The sequence below is a fragment of the Nocardia sp. NPDC005825 genome, assembly GCF_040630175.1.
Taxonomy (GTDB): domain Bacteria; phylum Actinomycetota; class Actinomycetes; order Mycobacteriales; family Mycobacteriaceae; genus Nocardia.
The window spans coordinates 20103-37752 of sequence record NZ_JBEXXC010000008.1 but is presented as its reverse complement, the minus strand read 5'-3'; the positions used below and the strand labels follow the sequence as shown (position 1 = coordinate 37752).

The window sequence follows — 17650 nt, the reverse complement described above, 5'->3', positions numbered from 1 at the left end:
GAACAGCAGCCGGTCGGGGCCCAGTTCCGGTCGGCTGCCCAGCAGTGCTGTCACTGCCCTCGGTACATTGGGGGGCATGTGTGCGCCGTTGCCGACATTGTGCGGGAAGCCGGTGGCGACGGATCGGGCGCTTGTCATGGCGATCGTGAACCGGACGCCGGACTCCTTCTATGACAAGGGCGCGACGTTCACCGACGAGGCCGCCCTGCGGGCCGTGGACACCGCGGTCGCCGGCGGCGCGGATCTGGTCGACATCGGCGGGGTGAAGGCCGGGCCCGGGTCGGATGTGGACGCCGCGGAGGAGTCGCGCCGGGTGGTGCCGTTCGTGGCGGCTATCCGCGAGCGTTATCCCGAGCTGCTGATCAGCGTCGACACCTGGCGCGCCGACGTGGCGCGGGCCGCGGTCGCCGCGGGCGCGGATCTGATCAACGACACCTGGGCGGGCGCGGACCCGGAACTGGTCGGCGTGGCCGCCGAACTGGGTGTGGGAATCGTCTGCTCACATACCGGGGGCGCGATTCCGCGGACCCGCCCGCACCGGGTGCGGTACGCCGACGTAGTGACCGAGGTCACCGAGACGGTGGTGGCCGCGGCCGAAAATGCTGCGGCGGCCGGGGTGGCCAAGGACTCGATTCTGATCGACCCGACCCATGATTTCGGGAAAAATACCTACCACGGGCTCGAATTGTTGCGGGCGATAGACGTTCTTGTGAAAACCGGATGGCCCGTCTTGATGGCGCTGAGCAATAAGGATTTCATCGGAGAGACTCTTGGTGTCGAGCTGTCCGAACGATTGGAGGGCACATTGGCAGCGACTGCTTGGTCGGCCGCCGCGGGTGCTCGCGTCTTTCGTGTGCACGAGGTGGCCCAGACCCGCCGGGTCGTGGACATGATCGCCGCCATCCAGGGTCACCGCCCACCCGCCCGTACTTTGCGAGGTCTCGCATGAAAACAGACTGGGTGAACACCAACACCTTCGACCGTCCCGACTGGTCGGTCCCCGAACTCGTCGCGGCCAAGGGTGACCGCACCGTCTCGGTGGTCCTGCCCGCCCTCAACGAGGAGGCCACCGTGGCCGCCGTGGTGGCCAGCATCCGGCCCCTGCTCGGCACGCTGGTGGACGAACTCGTCGTCCTGGACTCCGGGTCCACCGATGCCACCGCCGCCCGCGCACAGGCCGCCGGAGCCCGCGTGGTCACCCGGGAACAGGCCGTCCCCGAACTCGACCCGGTCCCCGGCAAGGGCGAATGCCTGTGGCGGTCGCTGGCCGTCACCAGCGGCGACCTCATCGCCTTCGTCGACTCCGACCTCATCGACCCCGATCCGAACTTCGTGCCGAAGCTGCTGGGCCCGCTGCTCACGGTCGACGGCATGCACCTGGTCAAGGCGTACTACCGCCGCCCGCTGCGCACCGGCGAATCCGTCGACCACCACGGCGGCGGCCGCGTCACCGAACTGGTGGCCCGCCCGCTGCTGGCCGCGCTGCGCCCCGAACTCTCGAATGTGCTGCAGCCCTTGGGCGGCGAGTACGCGGGCACCCGCGAACTGCTCACCGCCGTGCCCTTCGCGCCGGGCTACGGCGTGGAGATCGGCCTGCTGCTCGACACCTACGACCTGCTCGGCCTCTCGGCCATCGGGCAGGTGAATCTCGGTGTCCGCCAGCACCGCAACCGACCGCTGGCCGACCTCGGCGTCATGAGCCGCCAGATCCTGGGCACCGTCCTGGGCCGCAGCGGCATCCAGGACTCGGGCGCGGCCCTGACCCAATTCCCCATGGTGGCAGGCGAATTCATCGCGAACACGACCGACGTCTCGCTCGCCGACCGCCCACCCATGAACACCCTGCGCTCCGAGGAGGCCGCGGCCTGACAGGGTAGCCGAGCCCGCGAACCCGCCCGGAGCGAAGCGCAGGGCAATCAAGCTCTGTCGTGGCGATAGATCGGAGTTAGCAGATCGGCCTCGATCGGCTCTCCGGTGGAGCGGTCGTAGCGCACACCGACCACCGCCGAGAACGGGTGAGTGGCCGCCCGCTCGTGCAGGGTCGCGAGCCGGGTGGCCAGCAGTCGGATCGCGCCCAGCGAGGCGGGCGGATGCAGGCCGTCGATGACCAGCACGCTGCCCTTGCCGTCCGGGCGGGGGAGGCGGGCCAGGTACGCGATGTCGTAGGGCTCGGTGCCGCCCGGGCGGTAGACCCGCCGCGCGGCCCGGTCCTCGATGCCCCGCCGCACCCGGCCGGCCCGCGCCACCGTGCGGCGCAGCCGGGGATCGGCGGCCACCAGGTAGCGCAGGCTGGGTGACAATTCGGGCCCGCCGAGCACGATCAGGCCGTCCCGGTCCAGATCGAGCGGGCGGCCGGGTAGGAACCGCTGGACATTCGCGGTGAAGCCGAGCTCGCGCAGCAGCTCCACCAGCCGGTGCGGCGCGGCCGCGTCGGGCGCGCCGACCAGGGCCATGGAGCGGGTGGTGCTGCGCACGTCCGGCGTGAGGATGGTGAGCGGACCGTGACCGAAGAACAGGCCCTCGGGCACCGGGCCCTGCGTGCTCACCTGATGGATGCGGGCGCGGGAAAGGCCCGCGGCCGCACCGATTCTGGCGAACGTCCAGCCCTCGGCATGTAGTTCGCGGATGACTGCGCGGCGGATGCGCGTCAGCTCATTGATCTGCTGCTGCGCGGCTGCCACGCCTTCGGTGGCGGCTTTCAGGCGTTCGACCTTGTCCTCGATCGCGAATACCCGGGCCACCTCGTCGGCCGACATGTGCGCAGTCTAGATAGCTGGACAGCATCATGCGTCAAGTCCGGTAGACAGAATTGATCTCAGGTGGCGTCGGGATCCACCGGCGGACGTTCGTTGCGCTCCAGCGGTTTCTGTTCCTGCGGCATGGAAATAGGGGCGTATCCGGTATTGCTGGAACCGTTTCCGCTGTTCGCGGGGCTGCCCGGCTTGTCGAATTTGGTCAGGTCGGTGAAGCTGTCGAGGATCGAGTCATCCCCGTTCAGCAGGTGTTTGGTCACCACCGACCGGGGATTCATACCCCGCAGTTCGTTCAACTGCTCCAACGGTTTCCGGATCTCGTCGAATTCCGGGCCGAGCTCATTGCGCAATTGCTGGGAAGCGCCGGTCGCGTAATCGCGGGCCTGTTTCAAGGCGTGCGCGGTCCAGCGAACGGCACCCGGCAGTCGCTCCGGACCCAGAATCACGAGGGCGGCGACAAGCAGAATGAGCATCTCGCCCCAGCCGATATTGCTGAACACGAGTACAGGCTACCTACTCGTTCTTCTTATCCGTTTCCAGCGTCACCGGAACATCGACCTCACGGCCGTCGCGAATGAGTTTCACGTTCACCGTCTCGCCGATCTCGTGGGACTGCACCGCCACGGTGAGCTCCTCGGGACCCGACACGTCGCGGTCGCCGACCTTCACGATGACGTCGCCCTCGACGATGCCCGCCTTGGCCGCCGGGCCGCCGGCCTGCACGTCGGCCACCGCCGCGCCGCTCATCACGTCATTGGCGACCAGCTTGGTCTTGGCGCTGACGCCCAGCATGGGGTGGTAGACCTTGCCGTCGTGGATCAGCGCCTGCGAGATGCGCTTGACCTGATCGACCGGGATCGAGAAGCCCAGGCCCACCGAACCGCCGCTCTCGGACTTGATGGCCGAGTTGATGCCGATCAGCCGGCCCTGCATGTCCACCAGCGCGCCACCGGAGTTGCCGTGGTTGATCGCGGCGTCGGTCTGCACGGCGTCCAGGGTGGCGTCGGTGTCGGTGCCCTCGCCGCCCACCTTCACCGGCCGGTGCAGCGCCGACACGATGCCGGAGGTGACCGTCTTCTCCAGGCCCAGCGGCGAGCCCAGCGCCAGCACCTCGTCGCCGACCTGCACGTCGCCGGAATTGCCGAGCTGGATCACCGACAGGTTCTTCACGTCGACCTTGAGCACCGCCAGGTCCGTCTTGGTGTCGCGCCCGACGATCCGGGTCGGCACCCGCTGGCCATCGGAGAACACCACGTCCAGCTTGGCCTTGCCCGACTTGTCATTGGCGGCCAGCGAGATCACGTGGTTGTTGGTGACGATGTAGCCCTCGCCGCTGATCACCACGCCCGAACCGGTGGAACCGGTGTCGCCCAGCCAGGCGCGGACCGTCACCACCGAGGGCATGACCGCGTTGACCACCTTGGTGATCTGGTTGTGCGAATCCGGGGCCGCGGGCGCGGACTGCAGGGTCACCTTGCGGGAGGTCAGCGCCGACGCCGACGAACCCGTGAAGGCCCCGACGAAACCACCGATCAGGCCGATCACCGCGGCGACGGCCGCCAGCAGCGACAGCGCCCGCCACGACACCCGGCCACCGAACAGCACCTCCCGCGCGCCCAGCTTGGGTCCGGGGGTGAGCGGCGGCGCCGGGGGCTGCGGCACGGCCGGAGTGCCCAGGCGCGCGGCCGAATTCGGATCCCGCCACGGGTCGGCGGGCACGCTCGGCGCGGCGCTCTCGCCCTTGGCCTCGGGGTCGCGCTGCAACAGCTCGGACGAACCCTCCGGACGCCCGAACGCTTCGGCCAGCACCGAATCCGGCGGCCGGTTCTGAATCTCGGAGCCCCCCGCCGCTGCCGCGGCCGCCGCACCCGCGGTGCGGGTCGCGAACGAGCCGTTCTGGCCGTTCGGGCGGCGGAAAGCGCGCGCGGTGTGATTGTCCACGTGCGGCCGGTACACCGGCCGCGGCCCCAGCACCGGTGCGTCCGACGGCCGCAGGTTCCCCCGATCGGCCGCCGAATCGGAGGTCGCCTCCCGTTCGGGCTCGGGCCCGGTGTTCTTCGATTCGGTGGTCACGCTATGGACTCTACTTGCGCCACCACGAGGTCCACCGTCTGCTGTCGAACGAATCTTGGCGCAGCCCGAAGGAACTCATGCCGCGCGCCAGCGGACCCCGATCCCGATCGGCCGGATCCGGCGTGGGGTGATTGGCGCACTCCTGCAACAGCGCCCGCGGAATCCGGCTCAGCGTGTCGTGCAGGCTCAGCGGCGCGGAGATCTGATCCGAGGACTGCCGCAGCGCGATCCGCGCCTGCTGCTGGGCGTCCACCTCGGCCGCGCACTCGCGGCACACGGAAATGTGGTGGGCGGCACGCAGATACGCGTTCATCCGTAGTTCGCCGTCCACGTAGGCGGCGATGGCCTCACTGGCCAGATGCTCGGTGGGGGCGAAACGCGGGGGACGACGGTGCGGTCGGTCCTCGCCGTTCATACGCTGCACACCCTTCCGGACGATTCGAGTTCTGCGGGCGAGCGCTGCCCGCGGGTCACCCGATCTGCTCGGCGGCGATGCGCCGCTCCACCCCATTATGCTCGAGTTGCTCGCGCAGTGCCTGACGTCCTCGGTGGATGCGGCTGCGCACGGTGCCCAGCTTGACGCCCAGCGTCGCGCCGATCTCCTCGTACGACAGACCCTCGATGTCACAGAGCACCACCGCGGCACGGAACTCCGGGGCCAGCGAGTCCAGCGCGGACTGCAGGTCCGGGTCCAGATTGGCGTCGTGGTAGGCCTGCTCCGGATCGGGACCCTCGGACGGAACCCGGTCGTAGTCCTCGGGCAGCGCCTCCATGCGGATGCGGTTGCGGCGGCGGACCATGTCCAGGAACAGGTTCGTGGTGATGCGGTGCAGCCAGCCCTCGAAGGTGCCGGGCTGGTAGTTCTGCAGCGAACGGAAGACCCGGATGAAGGTTTCCTGGGTCAGATCCTCGGCGTCCTGCGGGTCACCGGTGAGGCGGTAGGCCAGGCGGTACACGCGGTCGGCGTGCTCACGGACCAGTTCGTCCCAGGTGGGCATGACAGTGCGGTCGCCGGTCGCGTCGAAGGCGGCGGTCCCGGTGAGGGCGGCCTCCTCGTCGGCGGGGGACAGCAGCAACGCACCGTCCAGCGGGCTGTCGCTGTCGTGCGGCTGAATCTGCGGGTGCAGGGTGTTGGCGTGTTCACGCGCCGCGTCGACCATGTGGATGGGGTTACCTCCTACTCGGGACCGTGAACCTCGGTTACCGGTGTCAACCCATCCGTTCGATCGGCTGTTCCCGTTCCCCGAGACCGCGGTCGCTGGCCTGGCGTGAGCATTACTCTGGTCGGTCGTGATGTGGCAGCCGTATGCAGAGGCTGAGGGACACCTGAGAAAAATCGCCACACCGGCCGGTCACCGCCACGCCTTACCGGTGTATCGCCATTAGCCTCTACTGCGTGAGCCTGACTCCCGCGGCACAGAACCTGCAGCGCAACCTCGAATACGTCGAGGAATCCGTCGCCGAGGACGACATCCTCGTCGGTGCGCGCGAACGCGCCCTCGAACTCGGCGCCGCCCCGGTCGCGCCGGCCGTCGGCGCGCTGCTCAGCATGTACGCCCAGTTGCTCGGGGCGCGGGCCGTGGTCGAGGTCGGCACCGGGGCGGGGGTGAGCGGGCTGTGGCTGCTCGACGGCATGCGTGAGGACGGCACGCTGACCACCATCGACTCCGAGCCCGAGCATCAGCGCGCGGCCCGTGAGGCGTTCCGGTCGGCCGAGATCGCGCCCGCGCGCACCCGGCTCATCAACGGCCGCGCTCTCGACGTGCTGCCGCGACTCGCGGACGGGGCCTACGACCTGGTCTTCATCGACGCCGCGCCGCTCGAGCACCCGCAGTACGTGGCGCAGGCGGTGCGGTTGCTGCGCGAGGGCGGGGCGATCCTGCTGCACAACGCGCTGCTCGGCGGGCGGGTGCCGGATCCGAACCAGCGCGACCCGCAGACCACGGCGGTGCGCGCCGCCACCCGGGCGATCGCCGAGGATCCGGATCTGACCAGCGTGCTGATCCCGGTGGGGGACGGCCTGCTCTGCGCCTCGCGCGGCTGAGATCCGCTGCCTCGCGCGGCTGAGATTTCAGCGCGCGGGGCGAGAACCCCACGCCCGGTGATGATTTCGACGTCGCCGGGGTGTTCCGCCCGGCGATATTCCGCGCGGCGATCATTGCTCGCATGCGTTTGTCCGCGCGCGGAAAATCCTCGATGCGCACGCCAGATTTCTCTGATGACCAATCGGACCGAATAGGTCCCGCGCTCCCTCTTGCGCTCTCTTTGAACGAGTGTTTAATCTATTGAACGTGCGTTCAATCGACGATCTGACCACCCGGGCGCGGATTCGCGACGCCGCGATCACCGTGTTCGGGGAGCAAGGGTTCGGGGTCGGCGTGCGTGCCATCGCCACCGCCGCCGGAGTGTCCCCCGGGCTGGTCATCCACTATTTCGGGTCCAAGGACGGACTCCGGGAGGCGTGCGACGACCAGGTACGCGCGACCGTCAAGGCCGCCAAACTGGAGTCGGTCCAGGACCCCTCACCCACCGCGACGATGCGGCAGCTCGCCGAGATCGAGGAATTCGCGCCGCTGATGGCCTACCTGATGCGCAGTCTCCAGGCGGGTGGGCCACTGCTGCGGAACTTCTTCGAGCACATGGTCGAGGACACCGAGCTGTACCTGCGGGCCGGGATCGCGTCCGGCACCGTCCGGGCGGTGTCCGACATCCCGGCCATGGCGCGCTACATCGCCACCCAGAACGGCGGCGGCATGATGATGTTCCTGCAGCTGTACGCGGCCGAGCACGACGGGCCCGTGGACTACCGGAAGGCGTTGCGCGAGTACGCCGATCACATGATGCTGCCCGCGCTCGAGCTCTACAGCTCCGGCCTGCTGGCCGACCGCACCATGCTGGACGCCTACCTCGACCAGCAAGCCGGATAATCCCTCGGCTCCCCACAATCGTTTTCCTACAAGGAGATTCGATGACCACTCCCGCCACCCCGGCGATCGAAGTCCGGGACCTGCACAAGAACTTCGGGCAGGTGCGCGCGCTGGACGGCCTCGACCTCGAGGTCACGCACGGCGAGGTGCACGGCTTCCTCGGGCCGAACGGGTCCGGGAAGTCCACCACCATCCGCGTCCTGCTCGGCATCCTGTCCCGCACCTCGGGCGAGGCCCGGGTGCTGGGCCGTGACCCGTGGACCGACGCCGTGGCGCTGCACCGCGACATCGCCTACGTGCCCGGCGATGTCACGCTGTGGCCCTCGCTGTCCGGCGGCGAGACCATCGACCTGCTGGCCCGCATGCGCGGCGGCATCGACGAGGCCCGGCGCGCCGAACTGATCCAGCGCTACGAGCTGGACCCGACCAAGAAGGCGCGCACCTACTCCAAGGGCAATCGGCAGAAGGTGGCGCTGGTGTCGGCGTTCTCGTCGAACGCGCGACTGCTGCTGCTCGACGAACCCACCTCCGGCCTGGACCCGTTGATGGAGCAGGTGTTCGGCGAATGCGTGGCCGAGGCGGTGGCGCGCGGCACCACCGTGCTGCTGTCCAGCCACATCCTGTCCGAGGTGGAGAAGCTGTGCCAGCGGGTGACCATCATCCGGGCCGGCAAGACCGTGGAGACCGGCACGCTCGCGCAGATGCGGCACCTGTCACGGACCTCCATCACCGCCGAGATGATCGGCAGCCCAGGCGATCTCAGCCGGGTACCCGGCGTCGAGGACATCAGCGTCGAGGGCAACACGCTGCACTGCCAGGTCGACAGCGAACACCTCGGCGAACTCATCCGGGTGCTCGGCGACGCGGGGGTGCGCAGCCTGGTCAGCCAGCCGCCGACCCTGGAAGAACTGTTCCTGCGCCACTATTCGCTCGACGGCGGCGCGCCCGCCGACGAGCGCGAGAAGGTGTCGAAATGACCGCCGTCACCGCCACCGCGCCCCGCATCGCCGAATCACCGTTGCGCGCGGCCGATTTCACCGGCACCGGGCAGCTGCTGCGGCTGTATCTGCGGCGTGACCGGATCGTGCTGCCGCTGTGGGTGCTGCTGTTCTCGTTGCCGCTGGGCAGCGTCTACATCAAGAGCGTCGAGAAGATCTACAGCACACCGGAGGACCTCTCGCACCTGGCGGCCAGCATTCTCGCCAGTCCCGCCCAGCTCGCCATGTACGGGCCCGTCTACAACCCCACCGATCTGGGGGCCGTAGGCATCTGGAAAGCGGGGATGTTCCACACGCTCATCGGTGTCGCCACCATCCTCACCGTCATCCGGCACACCCGAGCCGACGAGGAGAGCGGCCGCACCGAACTGCTGGCCGCCACCCGCGTCGGGCGCTTGGCGGGCCTCACCGCGGTGCTGATCATGACCTACGGTGCGGCGCTGGCGACAGGGCTGCTCGGATTCGTCAGTCTCGCGGGCACATCGGTGTCGAGAACCGGATCGCTGGCGTTCGGGCTGGCGCTGGCCGGGTCCGGCATCGTGTTCGCCTCGGTCGCGGCGGTCACCGCGCAGCTGTCGGTGAGCGCGCGGGTGGCGCGCGGGATCGCCTTCGCGGTGCTGGGCGTCACCTACACGCTGCGGGCCATCGGCGACGCGCGCGCCGGAGACGGGCCGACCAGTCCGCTCACCTGGCTCTCGCCGCAGGGCTGGTCACTGCAGGTGCGGCCGTACGCGGGCGACCACTTCGCCATCCTGCTACTGCACCTGGCCGCCACCGTGGTGCTGACCGTGGCCGCGTATTTCCTACTGGCACACCGGGATATCGGCGCGGGCCTGATCGCCGAACGACCCGGCGCGGCCGGCGCCGGACCCGCCCTGCGCGGTCCGTTCGGACTCGCGTGGCGGTTGCAGCGCGGCACCCTGCTGTCCTGGACCATCGGGCTCGGGCTGTACGGGCTGCTGATCGGCAGCGTGATCCACGGCATCGGCGACGAGCTCGGCACCAGCCAGACCATCAAGGACCTGATCACCCGCATGGGCGGCTCGGACTCGCTGGAGAAGGCGATGGTGAACTACGCGTTCACCATGGTCGCGGTCGGCGCGGCCGCGTACGCGGTGTCGGCCACGCTGCGGCTGCACGCCGAGGAGAGCACCGCGCACGCCGAGACCCTGCTCACCGGCGCGGTATCGCGAACCCGCTGGGTGGCATCGCATCTGGCGTACGGTCTGCTCGGGCCGCTGCTGGCCCTGACCGTGTCGGCCGGGCTCGCCGGGCTGATCTACGGCCGTGCCGCCGGGGACGTCGGCGGCAAGCTGGGGCAGACCCTGGCCGCGGCTCTGGTGCAGGTGCCCGCGGTGTGGACCTTCGCCGCCATCACCGTGGCCCTGTTCGGGCTGCTGCCGCGCTGGAGTTCCGTCGCCTGGGGTGTGCTGACCGCCGCCATCGCCGCGTTCCTGCTCGGCTCGCTGTCCGGTGCGCCGCAATGGCTGCGCGATCTGAACCCCTTCGAGCACGCGCCCAAGGTGCCGGGCGCGGCGTTCACCGCCACCCCGATCGTGGTGCTGCTCCTGGTCGACGTGGCTTTGATCACGGTGGGGCTCATCGCATTCCGCCGCCGGGACCTGCGCTCGGCCTGACGGCGACCGCCCCGCGAACGGCCGCTCAGGACATCCGGGGCGGCCGTTCGCGTGCCCGGGACACGGGCGACCCGGCAGCGAATCATCAGCTGCCGGTGCGGGTGTGGCGGGAGGGCGGTGGTGGCGGTGCAGGGGCAGTGTCCAGGGGTGGATTCGGGCCGGGCCGGGGGTGTACCCCAGAAGGGGATCGATTTTTCGCTAGGAGGTGGGGGAGATGTTCGAGGGACTGGCCCTCGGGGTGCACCTGCCGACGGGATGGCTGTGGCCTGCCCTGGTCGTCTTCGGCGGCATCCTGGGCGCGGCGCTACTGGTGCTCGTGCTGGTGAGCGGCGCCCGATTCGACGACCGCGAATCGCGCTATGTGCCGACCACGACGGGCTCGTGCCAGCCGTTCTGCGGCAGCGGCACACCCGCGCCCGGTTTCCCGATGCGACCCGGCATCACGAACTGATCGGTCGCGTAGAGGTTTCCGGGCGGCGTCGCCGGATACTCCACGAGAATAGTTCGACGAGTGGGGGTTCCCATGGGTCAGCGGATACCGGCCGTGGTCGGGTTGTACTTCCGCGACGGCGGGCAGTGGCGGCGCATCGCCGAATTCCGGCTCGCCGCGGACGGCCGCGCCACCTTCCGGGCGGTGGATCCGATCGAGGGCCTGGTCGCGCGGGTCTGGTACCACCAGGGCGTCGACATACTCGGCGAGCAGCGCACCGTGCTGCCCGGCGACGGCGCGGAATTCCTGCGAGCGCTACTGCAGCCGTTCGGTTTTCGCGACTACCGGTTCCGGGACGACAGCACGCCCCGCGGCGGGCTCACCCGGGCCCGGCACACCGTCTCCCGCAGCGCGGCCACGCCGTGCCCGGCTGATGGTGAAACCGACTGCGCGGCAGTGGAATCGGAATGCCCGCGCTGCGTCGAGTCCGAACCCGCTACCGGTGACCGTGCCCATCGGCCCGCGGCTTGGCGACTACTGGACGCGGACCGCATCCGCCTCTGAGGTGCGGCGCCCGAAGCGCCGCACCCGGATTCGCTACAGGCTGTTCGCCAGCAGCGCGTACTGCGCGACCGCCTTCTTCTTCGCCTCGGCGTCATTGGCCCCATCCGCGACGCCCACGTACTGCTTGTAGCGGACATAGCAGCGGCTGGGCTTCTTGTCCGAGGATCGGTGCACGCACTGGGAATCCGGCACCTTGTCGTCCACCGCGGTCGTGGTGGTCTCCTGCAGATTCCGGATCATCCCGGCCATCAGATCCGCGCCCGCCTGCGCGTCGCGCACCCGGATCACGAAACTGCCGTCCGCGACCGACATCTCGCTCGCGCCGGTATCGGCGACCAGCTTGGTCCAGAACCCCAGATCATCCGACGGCAGCACCAGCCAATTGGCCGGGAACACCGCGAACTTGTCCGGATCCACCGTGCGATGGTCGCGGTCCATCACCAGGGTGCGGGCCAGCAGGCGATCCGGATCCACCGGCAGCTGCGCGATCTGATCGTTCGGGGTCGCCGCGAACGCGTCCAGCACCGGGACCTCCGCGTCCAGGGTCTTCTTGGACCAGGACAGCAGGCCCTGCAGATCGGCGGTGGGCCGCAGAATGAACAGCGAGATCACGAAATCCTTGTGCGCCATCGCAACTCCGATGGTGGGCACGCCCGGCCGCCAGTGCGCGTACGCGTCCGGATAGTCGGGCAGGGTGAGCTTCTGGTTGACGTTCAGCGCCACACTGAAGTCGGCGTCCTCCAGCTCGCGGGCCGCCAGCTTCGCGGCATCCGCGGTCGGGAAGCGCAGCACGCGGGTGGTGATGGTGGTGCCGTTCGGATCCGGATTGTCGTTGACATCCTCACGATCGGAGCCGCTGGCCGCGAAACCGGCCACGAAGCCGCGATTCACCAGCACGTTCTTCACCGCGGAAGCCAGGTGACTGACATTGAGCACATCGTCGACGCTGGCCAGCACCGCGCCGCCGCGGCCGATGTTCAACGCCGGATCGATCTTCACCGCGGGCGCCACCGCGGCGGTCATGCGGATGCCCTCGAGCGTCGCGCCCTTGCCGCCGTTGTTGCGGTCGTAGGTGTAGCGGTTCACCGGATACGTCCCGGTGTCGAGGGTGCGGACATCCAGTTCGCCGGCGACGGCGGTGCCCGAGCGGCCGCAGCCGGAGGCCAGTGCGGCGATCAAGGCGAGACAGGTGAGTGCGGTGACGACACGCGCCGGACGGCCCATGATGATCCCTCCCGCGCGGCCCTGCGTCGGCAGCGCTCCCTATCGAAAGATTTTCGGGCCAACGACCGCCGACTGTCCACTCCTATACCGTGTCGCGATCAGACCCAGATGCCCTTGCCCACGGTCACGACGCCGCCATTGCTGACCGCGAAGCGCTCCCGATCGCGCTCGAGGTCGACGCCGATGATCTCGCCCTCGGTCACCACCACGTTCTTGTCCAGGATGGCGTGCCGCACCACCGCGCCCCGGCCGATCCGGGTTCCCGGCATGAGCACGCTGCCCTCCACCGTCGCGCCGTCCTCCACCAGCACGTTGGAGAACAGCACCGAATTGCGGACGGTGGCCGCCGACAGGATGCTGCCCGCGCCCACGATCGACTCCTGCGCGAGCCCGCCGCGCCCGAACTTGGCGGGCGGGAGGTTCTCGGCCGCACCGCGAATCGGCCAGTGCTTGTTGTAGAGGTCGAACACCGGGTCCACCGACACCAGGTCCATGTGGGCGTCGTAGAAGGCGTCGATGGTGCCGACGTCGCGCCAGTAGCCGCGGCTGCGGTCGGTCGCGCCGGGCACCACATTGGTGGAGAAGTCGTAGACCGACGCCGCGCCGCCGCGCACCAGGGACGGGATGATGTCGCCGCCCATATCGTGGTCGGAGTCGTTGTCGTCGGCGTCGGCGCGGATGGCGTCCACCAGCACCTTCGTGGTGAAGACGTAGTTGCCCATGGAGGCGAAGGTGACGTTCGGGTCGTCGGGGGTGCCCGGCGGGTGCACCGGCTTCTCCAGAAAGCCGATGATGCGGCCCGATTCGTCGGAATCGATACAGCCGAAGGCGCTGGCCGAGCTGCGCGGCACCCGGATGCCCGCCACCGTCACGCCCGCCCCGGACTCGATATGCGCCTGGACCATCTGCTCGGGATCCATCCGGTACACGTGGTCCGCGCCGAACACCACGATGTACTCGGGGTCCTCGTCGTAGATCAGGTTCAGCGACTGCATGATCGCGTCCGCCGAGCCGGTGTACCAGCGCGGCCCCAGCCGCTGCTGCGCCGGCACCGGGGTGATGTACTCCCCGCCGAACCCCGACAACCGCCAGGTCTGCGAGATGTGCCGGTCCAGGGAATGCGACTTGTACTGGGTCAGTACACAAATCCGCAGGTAACCGGCATTCACCAGATTCGACAGCACGAAGTCGATGAGCCGGTACGCGCCCCCGAACGGCACCGCGGGCTTGGCGCGGTCCTTGGTGAGCGGAAAGAGTCGCTTGCCCTCGCCACCGGCGAGCACGATCCCGAGTACGTGCGGCTGGCTCCTCACACCACTGAAACTACCGGGTGCACCCGAACGTGGAATGTCCAGCATGTGCCGTGTTCATCGCGATCTTGCTGGCCACGTCGATTGGTTGGCCGGAACGCGAGCGATTATTTTGGACCCGTGAGTTACCGCTCCGACGGAGCTCGTGGACTGCGAGTGGCCATGATGACCCGTGAATACCCGCCCGAGGTGTACGGCGGGGCGGGGGTGCACGTCACCGAACTGGTGCCCAGGCTGCGGGAACTGTGCGACGTCACCGTGCACTGCATGGGGGTCGCGCGCGCGGATGCGGTGGTGCACCAACCGGATCCGATGCTCTACGCCGCCAACTCCGCGGTCCAGATGATGTCGGCGCAATTGCGGATGGCCGACGCCGCCAGCTTCGCCGACGTGGTGCACTCGCACACCTGGTACACCGGGCTGGCCGGGCATCTGGCCGCGCAGCTGTACGGGATCCCGCATGTGCTGACCGCGCATTCGCTGGAGCCGCGGCGGCCGTGGAAGGCCGAACAGCTCGGCGGCGGCTACCGGCTCTCGTCGTGGTCCGAGCACAATGCCGTGACCTACGCCGACGCCGTGATCGCGGTCAGCGCGGGCATGCGGGCCGACGTCCTCGACGCCTACCCCCATATCGACCCGGGGAAAGTCCACGTGGTGCACAACGGCATCGACGCCCGGGTCTGGCATCCGGGTGGGCCCGCGCTCGGCTCCCGCGACGTGCTCACCGAACTCGGCGTGTCGCAGGACCGGCCGATCGCCGCCTTCGTCGGGCGCATCACCCGGCAGAAGGGCGTGCCGCACCTGCTGGCCGCCGCCCGCCATCTGGACCCCGACATCCAGCTCGTCCTGCTGGCCGGCGCCGCCGACACCCCCGCCATGGAATCGGAGGTGGCGACCGCGGTCCGCGCGCTGCGCGACGATCGCGACGGGGTGTTCTGGATCAAGGAGATGCTGCCGACCGAACTGGTCCGGCAGGTGCTCGCGGCCGCAACGGTTTTCGTGTGCCCCTCGGTGTACGAGCCGCTGGGCATCGTGAACCTGGAGGCCATGGCCTGCGGGACCGCCGTGGTCGCCTCCGATGTCGGCGGCATTCCGGAGGTGGTCGTCGAAGGGGAGACCGGTCGGCTGGTCCACTACGACGAGCACGCGCCCCACGACTACGAACGCGGCCTGGCCCGGGCCGTCAACATGGTGGCCGCCGACCCCGTCACCGCCGCCGCCATGGGGACGGCCGGGCGGGTCCGGGCCATCGACCACTTCGACTGGACGCAGATCGCGGCCCGCACCGCGCGCATCTACGACCAGATTCGCAAGGGCTGAATCAGAGCGGGTAGCGCATGAACACGTCCGCGCGGTCGTAGGGGCTGGGCGGCAACTCCGACGGCGGGACGTGGACGAAACCCATCGACTCGTACAGGTGCACGGCGCTCGCCAGACGGGCATTGCTGGCCAGGAAGAACTGCTCCGCGCCCAGCCCGCGGACCTGGTCGATGGCCGCCTGCAGCACCACCCGGCCGATGCCCCGGCCCCGGAAGCGCGGCGACACAGCCATTTTCGACAGTTCGAAGACGCCCGGATGCTCCTGGACCAGCGCCACGCAGCCGACGGCCGCACCGGCCAGCCGGGCGATGAGCACCTCGCCGCCGTTCGCGACGATGGCCTCGGCATTGTCGAGGGTGGCCAGGTCGGCGGCCTCGACCGTGAAGAAGGCCTCGATCCACTCCAGATTCAGGTCCCTGAAGGCGCGCGCGTCCTCGGGCCCGGCCATCGGCGCGACCACGATCGAATCGAGCTCGGGGGCTTCGGCTTCCGTCTGCTGAGTCACCACAAAAGCATGTCGGACGTCGAACCATAACGTCCAATACTTGATAGCTGCGATCGATATCATCAGCTTATGAACACCGGGGTGGAATTGCGGCACCTGCGCTATTTCCAGGCCGTCGCCGAGGAACTGCACTTCGGACGCGCCGCGGCCCGCCTGCACATCGCCCAGCCCGCCCTCACCCAGCAGATCCAGCGCCTGGAAACCCTGCTCGGCACCCGGCTCTTCGACCGCACCTCCCGCACCGTCGCCCTCACCCCGGCCGGGATCGTGCTGCGCGACCGCGCCGCCGCCCTGCTCGGCCACGCCGACCGCGACCTCGCCGAGGTGATCCGCATCGGCCAGGGCGGCCAGGGCACCCTTCATCTCGGCTTCGTCCCCTCGGTCCTGCCGCTCGAGCCCCTGCGCGGCGTCCGCGAATTCCGTGAACGCTTCCCGCTCGTCCACGTCGACCTGACCGAAGGCTTCACCAGCCACCTGATGGCGCGGCTGGCCTCCGGCACCCTCGACATGGCCATCGTCCGCGATCCCGACGACCAGCCCGGCACGGTCACCACCCCGCTCATCACCGAACCGTTCGTGGCGGTCCTGCCCGCCGACCACCCCGATGCCGCGCGCCCCACCCTGACCGGCGCCGAACTCGCCGACCACCCCGTGGTCTTCTTCCCCCGCGCGGCAGGTGAACTCGCCTACGAGAAGAACCTCACCCCGCTCCTGGAATCCGGCCGCCGACCCCACATCGTCCAGGAAGCCACGAACTGGACGATCATCCTCTACCTGGTGGCGGCGGGCCTCGGCATCACCATCGCCCCGCGCAGCGCCACCTTCACCGCACCGGACTCGGTCCGCATCATCCCCCTGACCGGCACCGAAGCCGCCACCACCATCTACACCGCGACCCGCGTCGGGGACGACCGGCCACTGGTCCACAATCTGCTCGCATTGCTTCCGAACCGCCCGGCCGCATCCCGCGAATAGCCGTGGGCGCCACGCTCATCCGGGACCGGACTCGCCAGGCTCAGCGTGGCCGGTACACCGAGACCGTCACGGATGCCGTCACCGCGACCGGATCGGGCAGCGCCGCAATCGCTTCGGCCCGGCCCACGTCCCCGTGGAACGCCGACGGACCCATCGCCACCACCCGCGCCACATCCTCGTGCGTGAGCGACATCGGATACTCGACGGCCTCCCGCCCCACCAGCTCGAAACGCTCCCCGAGGGATTCGGCGAGCCGATCCTCCTTGGCCGCGTCCACACTCACCATCCCCAAGGGCTCGATCAGCTCGCGCAGATGCCTCGAGGTCGGAGTCACCACCACGAACCGCCCGCCCGCGGCCAGCACCCGCGCCACCTCGTCGGCATTGCGGGGCGCGAACACCGACACCACCGCGCTCATCACCCCGTCGGGTACGGGCAGCCCGCGCCACGCGTCCGCCAGCACCGACCCCGCCCGCTCGTGCGCCCGAGCCGCCCGCCGCGCCGCCGCCTTCGAGACATCCAGGGCGATGCCGCGTGCCGTGGGCAGCGCGTCCAGCACCGCGGCCACGTAGTAGCCGGTGCCCGCGCCTATTTCGAGAACCGCGAGGCCGTGGTCCGCCGCTTCGGTCCGAGCGGGCCTCGGCGATTCCGCCACCGGACCTGACCGGACCCGGCCGCCGACCGTGCTCTGCGGCTTGGTGGGGGACTCGGCACGTCCGCCGCCCGTGCCGGCGGACAGGAGCGTGGCGGCCAGTCGTGCTGCGGACGCCGTGGCGATGGACATTCCGGGCGTGGTGATACCGGAGCGGGGTCGGTCGAGGCGAGGCGCCAGGTCTGTGCCGGATTCGGGTGGATCGGGGAGGCCCGTCGTGGCCGCGGGGTCGTCCACGCGGAGTGGGGCCGGTCGGGCGGTGGCAGCCGGGGGCGAGTCCGC

The 17650-nt window shown here is 69.6% G+C and carries 18 protein-coding genes and 1 pseudogene; 10 read left to right on the top strand and 9 right to left on the bottom strand.

Annotated elements, in window-relative coordinates:
• Positions 1-76 precede the first annotated feature (76 nt).
• Both folP and ABZ382_RS21675 read left to right on the top strand, forming a co-directional pair.
• The gene (gene folP, locus ABZ382_RS21680) at positions 77-949 is read left to right on the top strand and encodes a dihydropteroate synthase (protein ID WP_357091437.1); all 873 of its coding nucleotides are present in this window, start codon (positions 77-79) and stop codon (positions 947-949) included.
• A complete protein-coding gene (locus ABZ382_RS21675) occupies positions 946-1869 on the top strand; it encodes a glucosyl-3-phosphoglycerate synthase (RefSeq protein WP_357091435.1) in 924 nt (307 codons plus the stop codon). Before folP ends, ABZ382_RS21675 begins: the two co-directional genes overlap by 4 nt.
• 47 nt (positions 1870-1916) lie before the next feature.
• Here ABZ382_RS21675 and ABZ382_RS21670 read toward each other — a convergent pair whose 3' ends face one another.
• From ABZ382_RS21670 to sigE, 5 genes are read right to left on the bottom strand one after another with little or no spacing between them, the layout of a single operon-like run.
• On the bottom strand, positions 1917-2756 hold the full coding sequence (locus ABZ382_RS21670; RefSeq protein ID WP_357091433.1) for a hypothetical protein: 840 nt from the start codon (positions 2754-2756) through the stop codon (positions 1917-1919).
• Positions 2757-2815: 59 nt separating this feature from the next.
• Entirely contained in the window at positions 2816-3253 is a 438-nt protein-coding gene (tatB, locus tag ABZ382_RS21665; protein ID WP_357091431.1) for a Sec-independent protein translocase protein TatB, read from the bottom strand.
• Between the two features lie 13 nt (positions 3254-3266).
• The gene (locus ABZ382_RS21660) at positions 3267-4826 is read right to left on the bottom strand and encodes a trypsin-like peptidase domain-containing protein (RefSeq protein WP_357091429.1); all 1560 of its coding nucleotides are present in this window, start codon (positions 4824-4826) and stop codon (positions 3267-3269) included.
• A gap of 10 nt (positions 4827-4836) precedes the next feature.
• Complete coding sequence (locus ABZ382_RS21655; RefSeq protein ID WP_357091427.1) at positions 4837-5241, bottom strand: hypothetical protein; 405 nt, start codon at positions 5239-5241, stop codon at positions 4837-4839.
• Positions 5242-5296: 55 nt separating this feature from the next.
• A complete protein-coding gene (gene sigE, locus ABZ382_RS21650; protein ID WP_357091426.1) occupies positions 5297-5986 on the bottom strand; it encodes an RNA polymerase sigma factor SigE in 690 nt (229 codons plus the stop codon).
• Positions 5987-6222: 236 nt separating this feature from the next.
• On the opposite strand from sigE, the gene ABZ382_RS21645 reads away from it, so the two are divergent.
• The 6 genes from ABZ382_RS21645 to ABZ382_RS21620 all read left to right on the top strand — a co-directional run bounded on the left by ABZ382_RS21645 (position 6223) and on the right by ABZ382_RS21620 (position 11382).
• The gene (locus tag ABZ382_RS21645; RefSeq protein WP_357091424.1) at positions 6223-6870 is read left to right on the top strand and encodes an O-methyltransferase; all 648 of its coding nucleotides are present in this window, start codon (positions 6223-6225) and stop codon (positions 6868-6870) included.
• A gap of 247 nt (positions 6871-7117) precedes the next feature.
• Positions 7118-7753 (top strand): TetR family transcriptional regulator, encoded by a 636-nt coding sequence (locus ABZ382_RS21640; RefSeq protein ID WP_357091422.1) that lies wholly within the window; start codon positions 7118-7120, stop codon positions 7751-7753.
• A 41-nt stretch (positions 7754-7794) separates the two neighbouring features.
• Positions 7795-8730: an ABC transporter ATP-binding protein gene (locus tag ABZ382_RS21635; RefSeq protein WP_357091420.1), complete on the top strand. Its 936-nt coding sequence runs from the start codon at positions 7795-7797 to the stop codon at positions 8728-8730.
• Positions 8727-10388 (top strand): ABC transporter permease, encoded by a 1662-nt coding sequence (locus ABZ382_RS21630; RefSeq protein WP_357091418.1) that lies wholly within the window; start codon positions 8727-8729, stop codon positions 10386-10388. The genes ABZ382_RS21635 and ABZ382_RS21630 overlap by 4 nt, the downstream gene beginning before the upstream one ends.
• Before the next feature lie 214 nt (positions 10389-10602).
• Entirely contained in the window at positions 10603-10839 is a 237-nt protein-coding gene (locus ABZ382_RS21625) for a hypothetical protein (RefSeq protein ID WP_357091416.1), read from the top strand.
• Positions 10840-10899: 60 nt separating this feature from the next.
• Positions 10900-11382: a hypothetical protein gene (locus ABZ382_RS21620; protein WP_357091414.1), complete on the top strand. Its 483-nt coding sequence runs from the start codon at positions 10900-10902 to the stop codon at positions 11380-11382.
• A 33-nt stretch (positions 11383-11415) separates the two neighbouring features.
• On the opposite strand, the gene ABZ382_RS21615 is transcribed toward ABZ382_RS21620, so the two are convergent.
• On the bottom strand, positions 11416-12606 hold the full coding sequence (locus ABZ382_RS21615) for a hypothetical protein (RefSeq protein ID WP_357091412.1): 1191 nt from the start codon (positions 12604-12606) through the stop codon (positions 11416-11418).
• Between the two features lie 98 nt (positions 12607-12704).
• Positions 12705-13919 carry a glucose-1-phosphate adenylyltransferase gene (gene glgC, locus ABZ382_RS21610; RefSeq protein ID WP_357091411.1) on the bottom strand — a complete coding sequence of 405 codons (1215 nt, stop codon included), beginning with the start codon at positions 13917-13919 and terminating at the stop codon, positions 12705-12707.
• A 147-nt stretch (positions 13920-14066) separates the two neighbouring features.
• Between glgC and glgA the strand changes: the two genes are divergently transcribed.
• A complete protein-coding gene (gene glgA, locus ABZ382_RS21605) occupies positions 14067-15236 on the top strand; it encodes a glycogen synthase (RefSeq protein WP_357092338.1) in 1170 nt (389 codons plus the stop codon).
• 1 nt (position 15237) lies between these two features.
• Here the strand turns inward: glgA and ABZ382_RS21600 are convergent, their stop codons facing one another.
• The gene (locus ABZ382_RS21600; RefSeq protein ID WP_357091409.1) at positions 15238-15741 is read right to left on the bottom strand and encodes a GNAT family N-acetyltransferase; all 504 of its coding nucleotides are present in this window, start codon (positions 15739-15741) and stop codon (positions 15238-15240) included.
• Positions 15742-15810: 69 nt separating this feature from the next.
• On the opposite strand from ABZ382_RS21600, the gene ABZ382_RS21595 reads away from it, so the two are divergent.
• Entirely contained in the window at positions 15811-16716 is a 906-nt protein-coding gene (locus ABZ382_RS21595) for a LysR substrate-binding domain-containing protein (protein WP_357091407.1), read from the top strand.
• A gap of 40 nt (positions 16717-16756) precedes the next feature.
• On the opposite strand, the pseudogene ABZ382_RS21590 reads toward ABZ382_RS21595, so the two are convergent.
• Positions 16757-17317: pseudogene (locus ABZ382_RS21590) on the bottom strand (methyltransferase domain-containing protein); the annotation flags it as partial.
• Positions 17318-17650 lie beyond the last annotated feature (333 nt).

Bases quoted from the DNA above. Each gene is read 5' to 3' on its own strand.
- ABZ382_RS21625 (WP_357091416.1), top strand. From the start codon at position 10,603: ATGTTCGAGGGACTGGCCCTCGGGGTGCACCTGCCGACGGGATGGCTG.
- ABZ382_RS21595 (WP_357091407.1), top strand. From the start codon at position 15,811: ATGAACACCGGGGTGGAATTGCGGCACCTGCGCTATTTCCAGGCCGTC.
- ABZ382_RS21630 (WP_357091418.1), top strand. From the start codon at position 8,727: ATGACCGCCGTCACCGCCACCGCGCCCCGCATCGCCGAATCACCGTTG.
- folP (WP_357091437.1), top strand. From the start codon at position 77: ATGTGTGCGCCGTTGCCGACATTGTGCGGGAAGCCGGTGGCGACGGAT.
- sigE (WP_357091426.1), bottom strand. From the start codon at position 5,986: ATGGTCGACGCGGCGCGTGAACACGCCAACACCCTGCACCCGCAGATT.
- ABZ382_RS21670 (WP_357091433.1), bottom strand. From the start codon at position 2,756: ATGTCGGCCGACGAGGTGGCCCGGGTATTCGCGATCGAGGACAAGGTC.
- ABZ382_RS21655 (WP_357091427.1), bottom strand. From the start codon at position 5,241: ATGAACGGCGAGGACCGACCGCACCGTCGTCCCCCGCGTTTCGCCCCC.
- ABZ382_RS21615 (WP_357091412.1), bottom strand. From the start codon at position 12,606: ATGGGCCGTCCGGCGCGTGTCGTCACCGCACTCACCTGTCTCGCCTTG.
- ABZ382_RS21635 (WP_357091420.1), top strand. From the start codon at position 7,795: ATGACCACTCCCGCCACCCCGGCGATCGAAGTCCGGGACCTGCACAAG.
- ABZ382_RS21675 (WP_357091435.1), top strand. From the start codon at position 946: ATGAAAACAGACTGGGTGAACACCAACACCTTCGACCGTCCCGACTGG.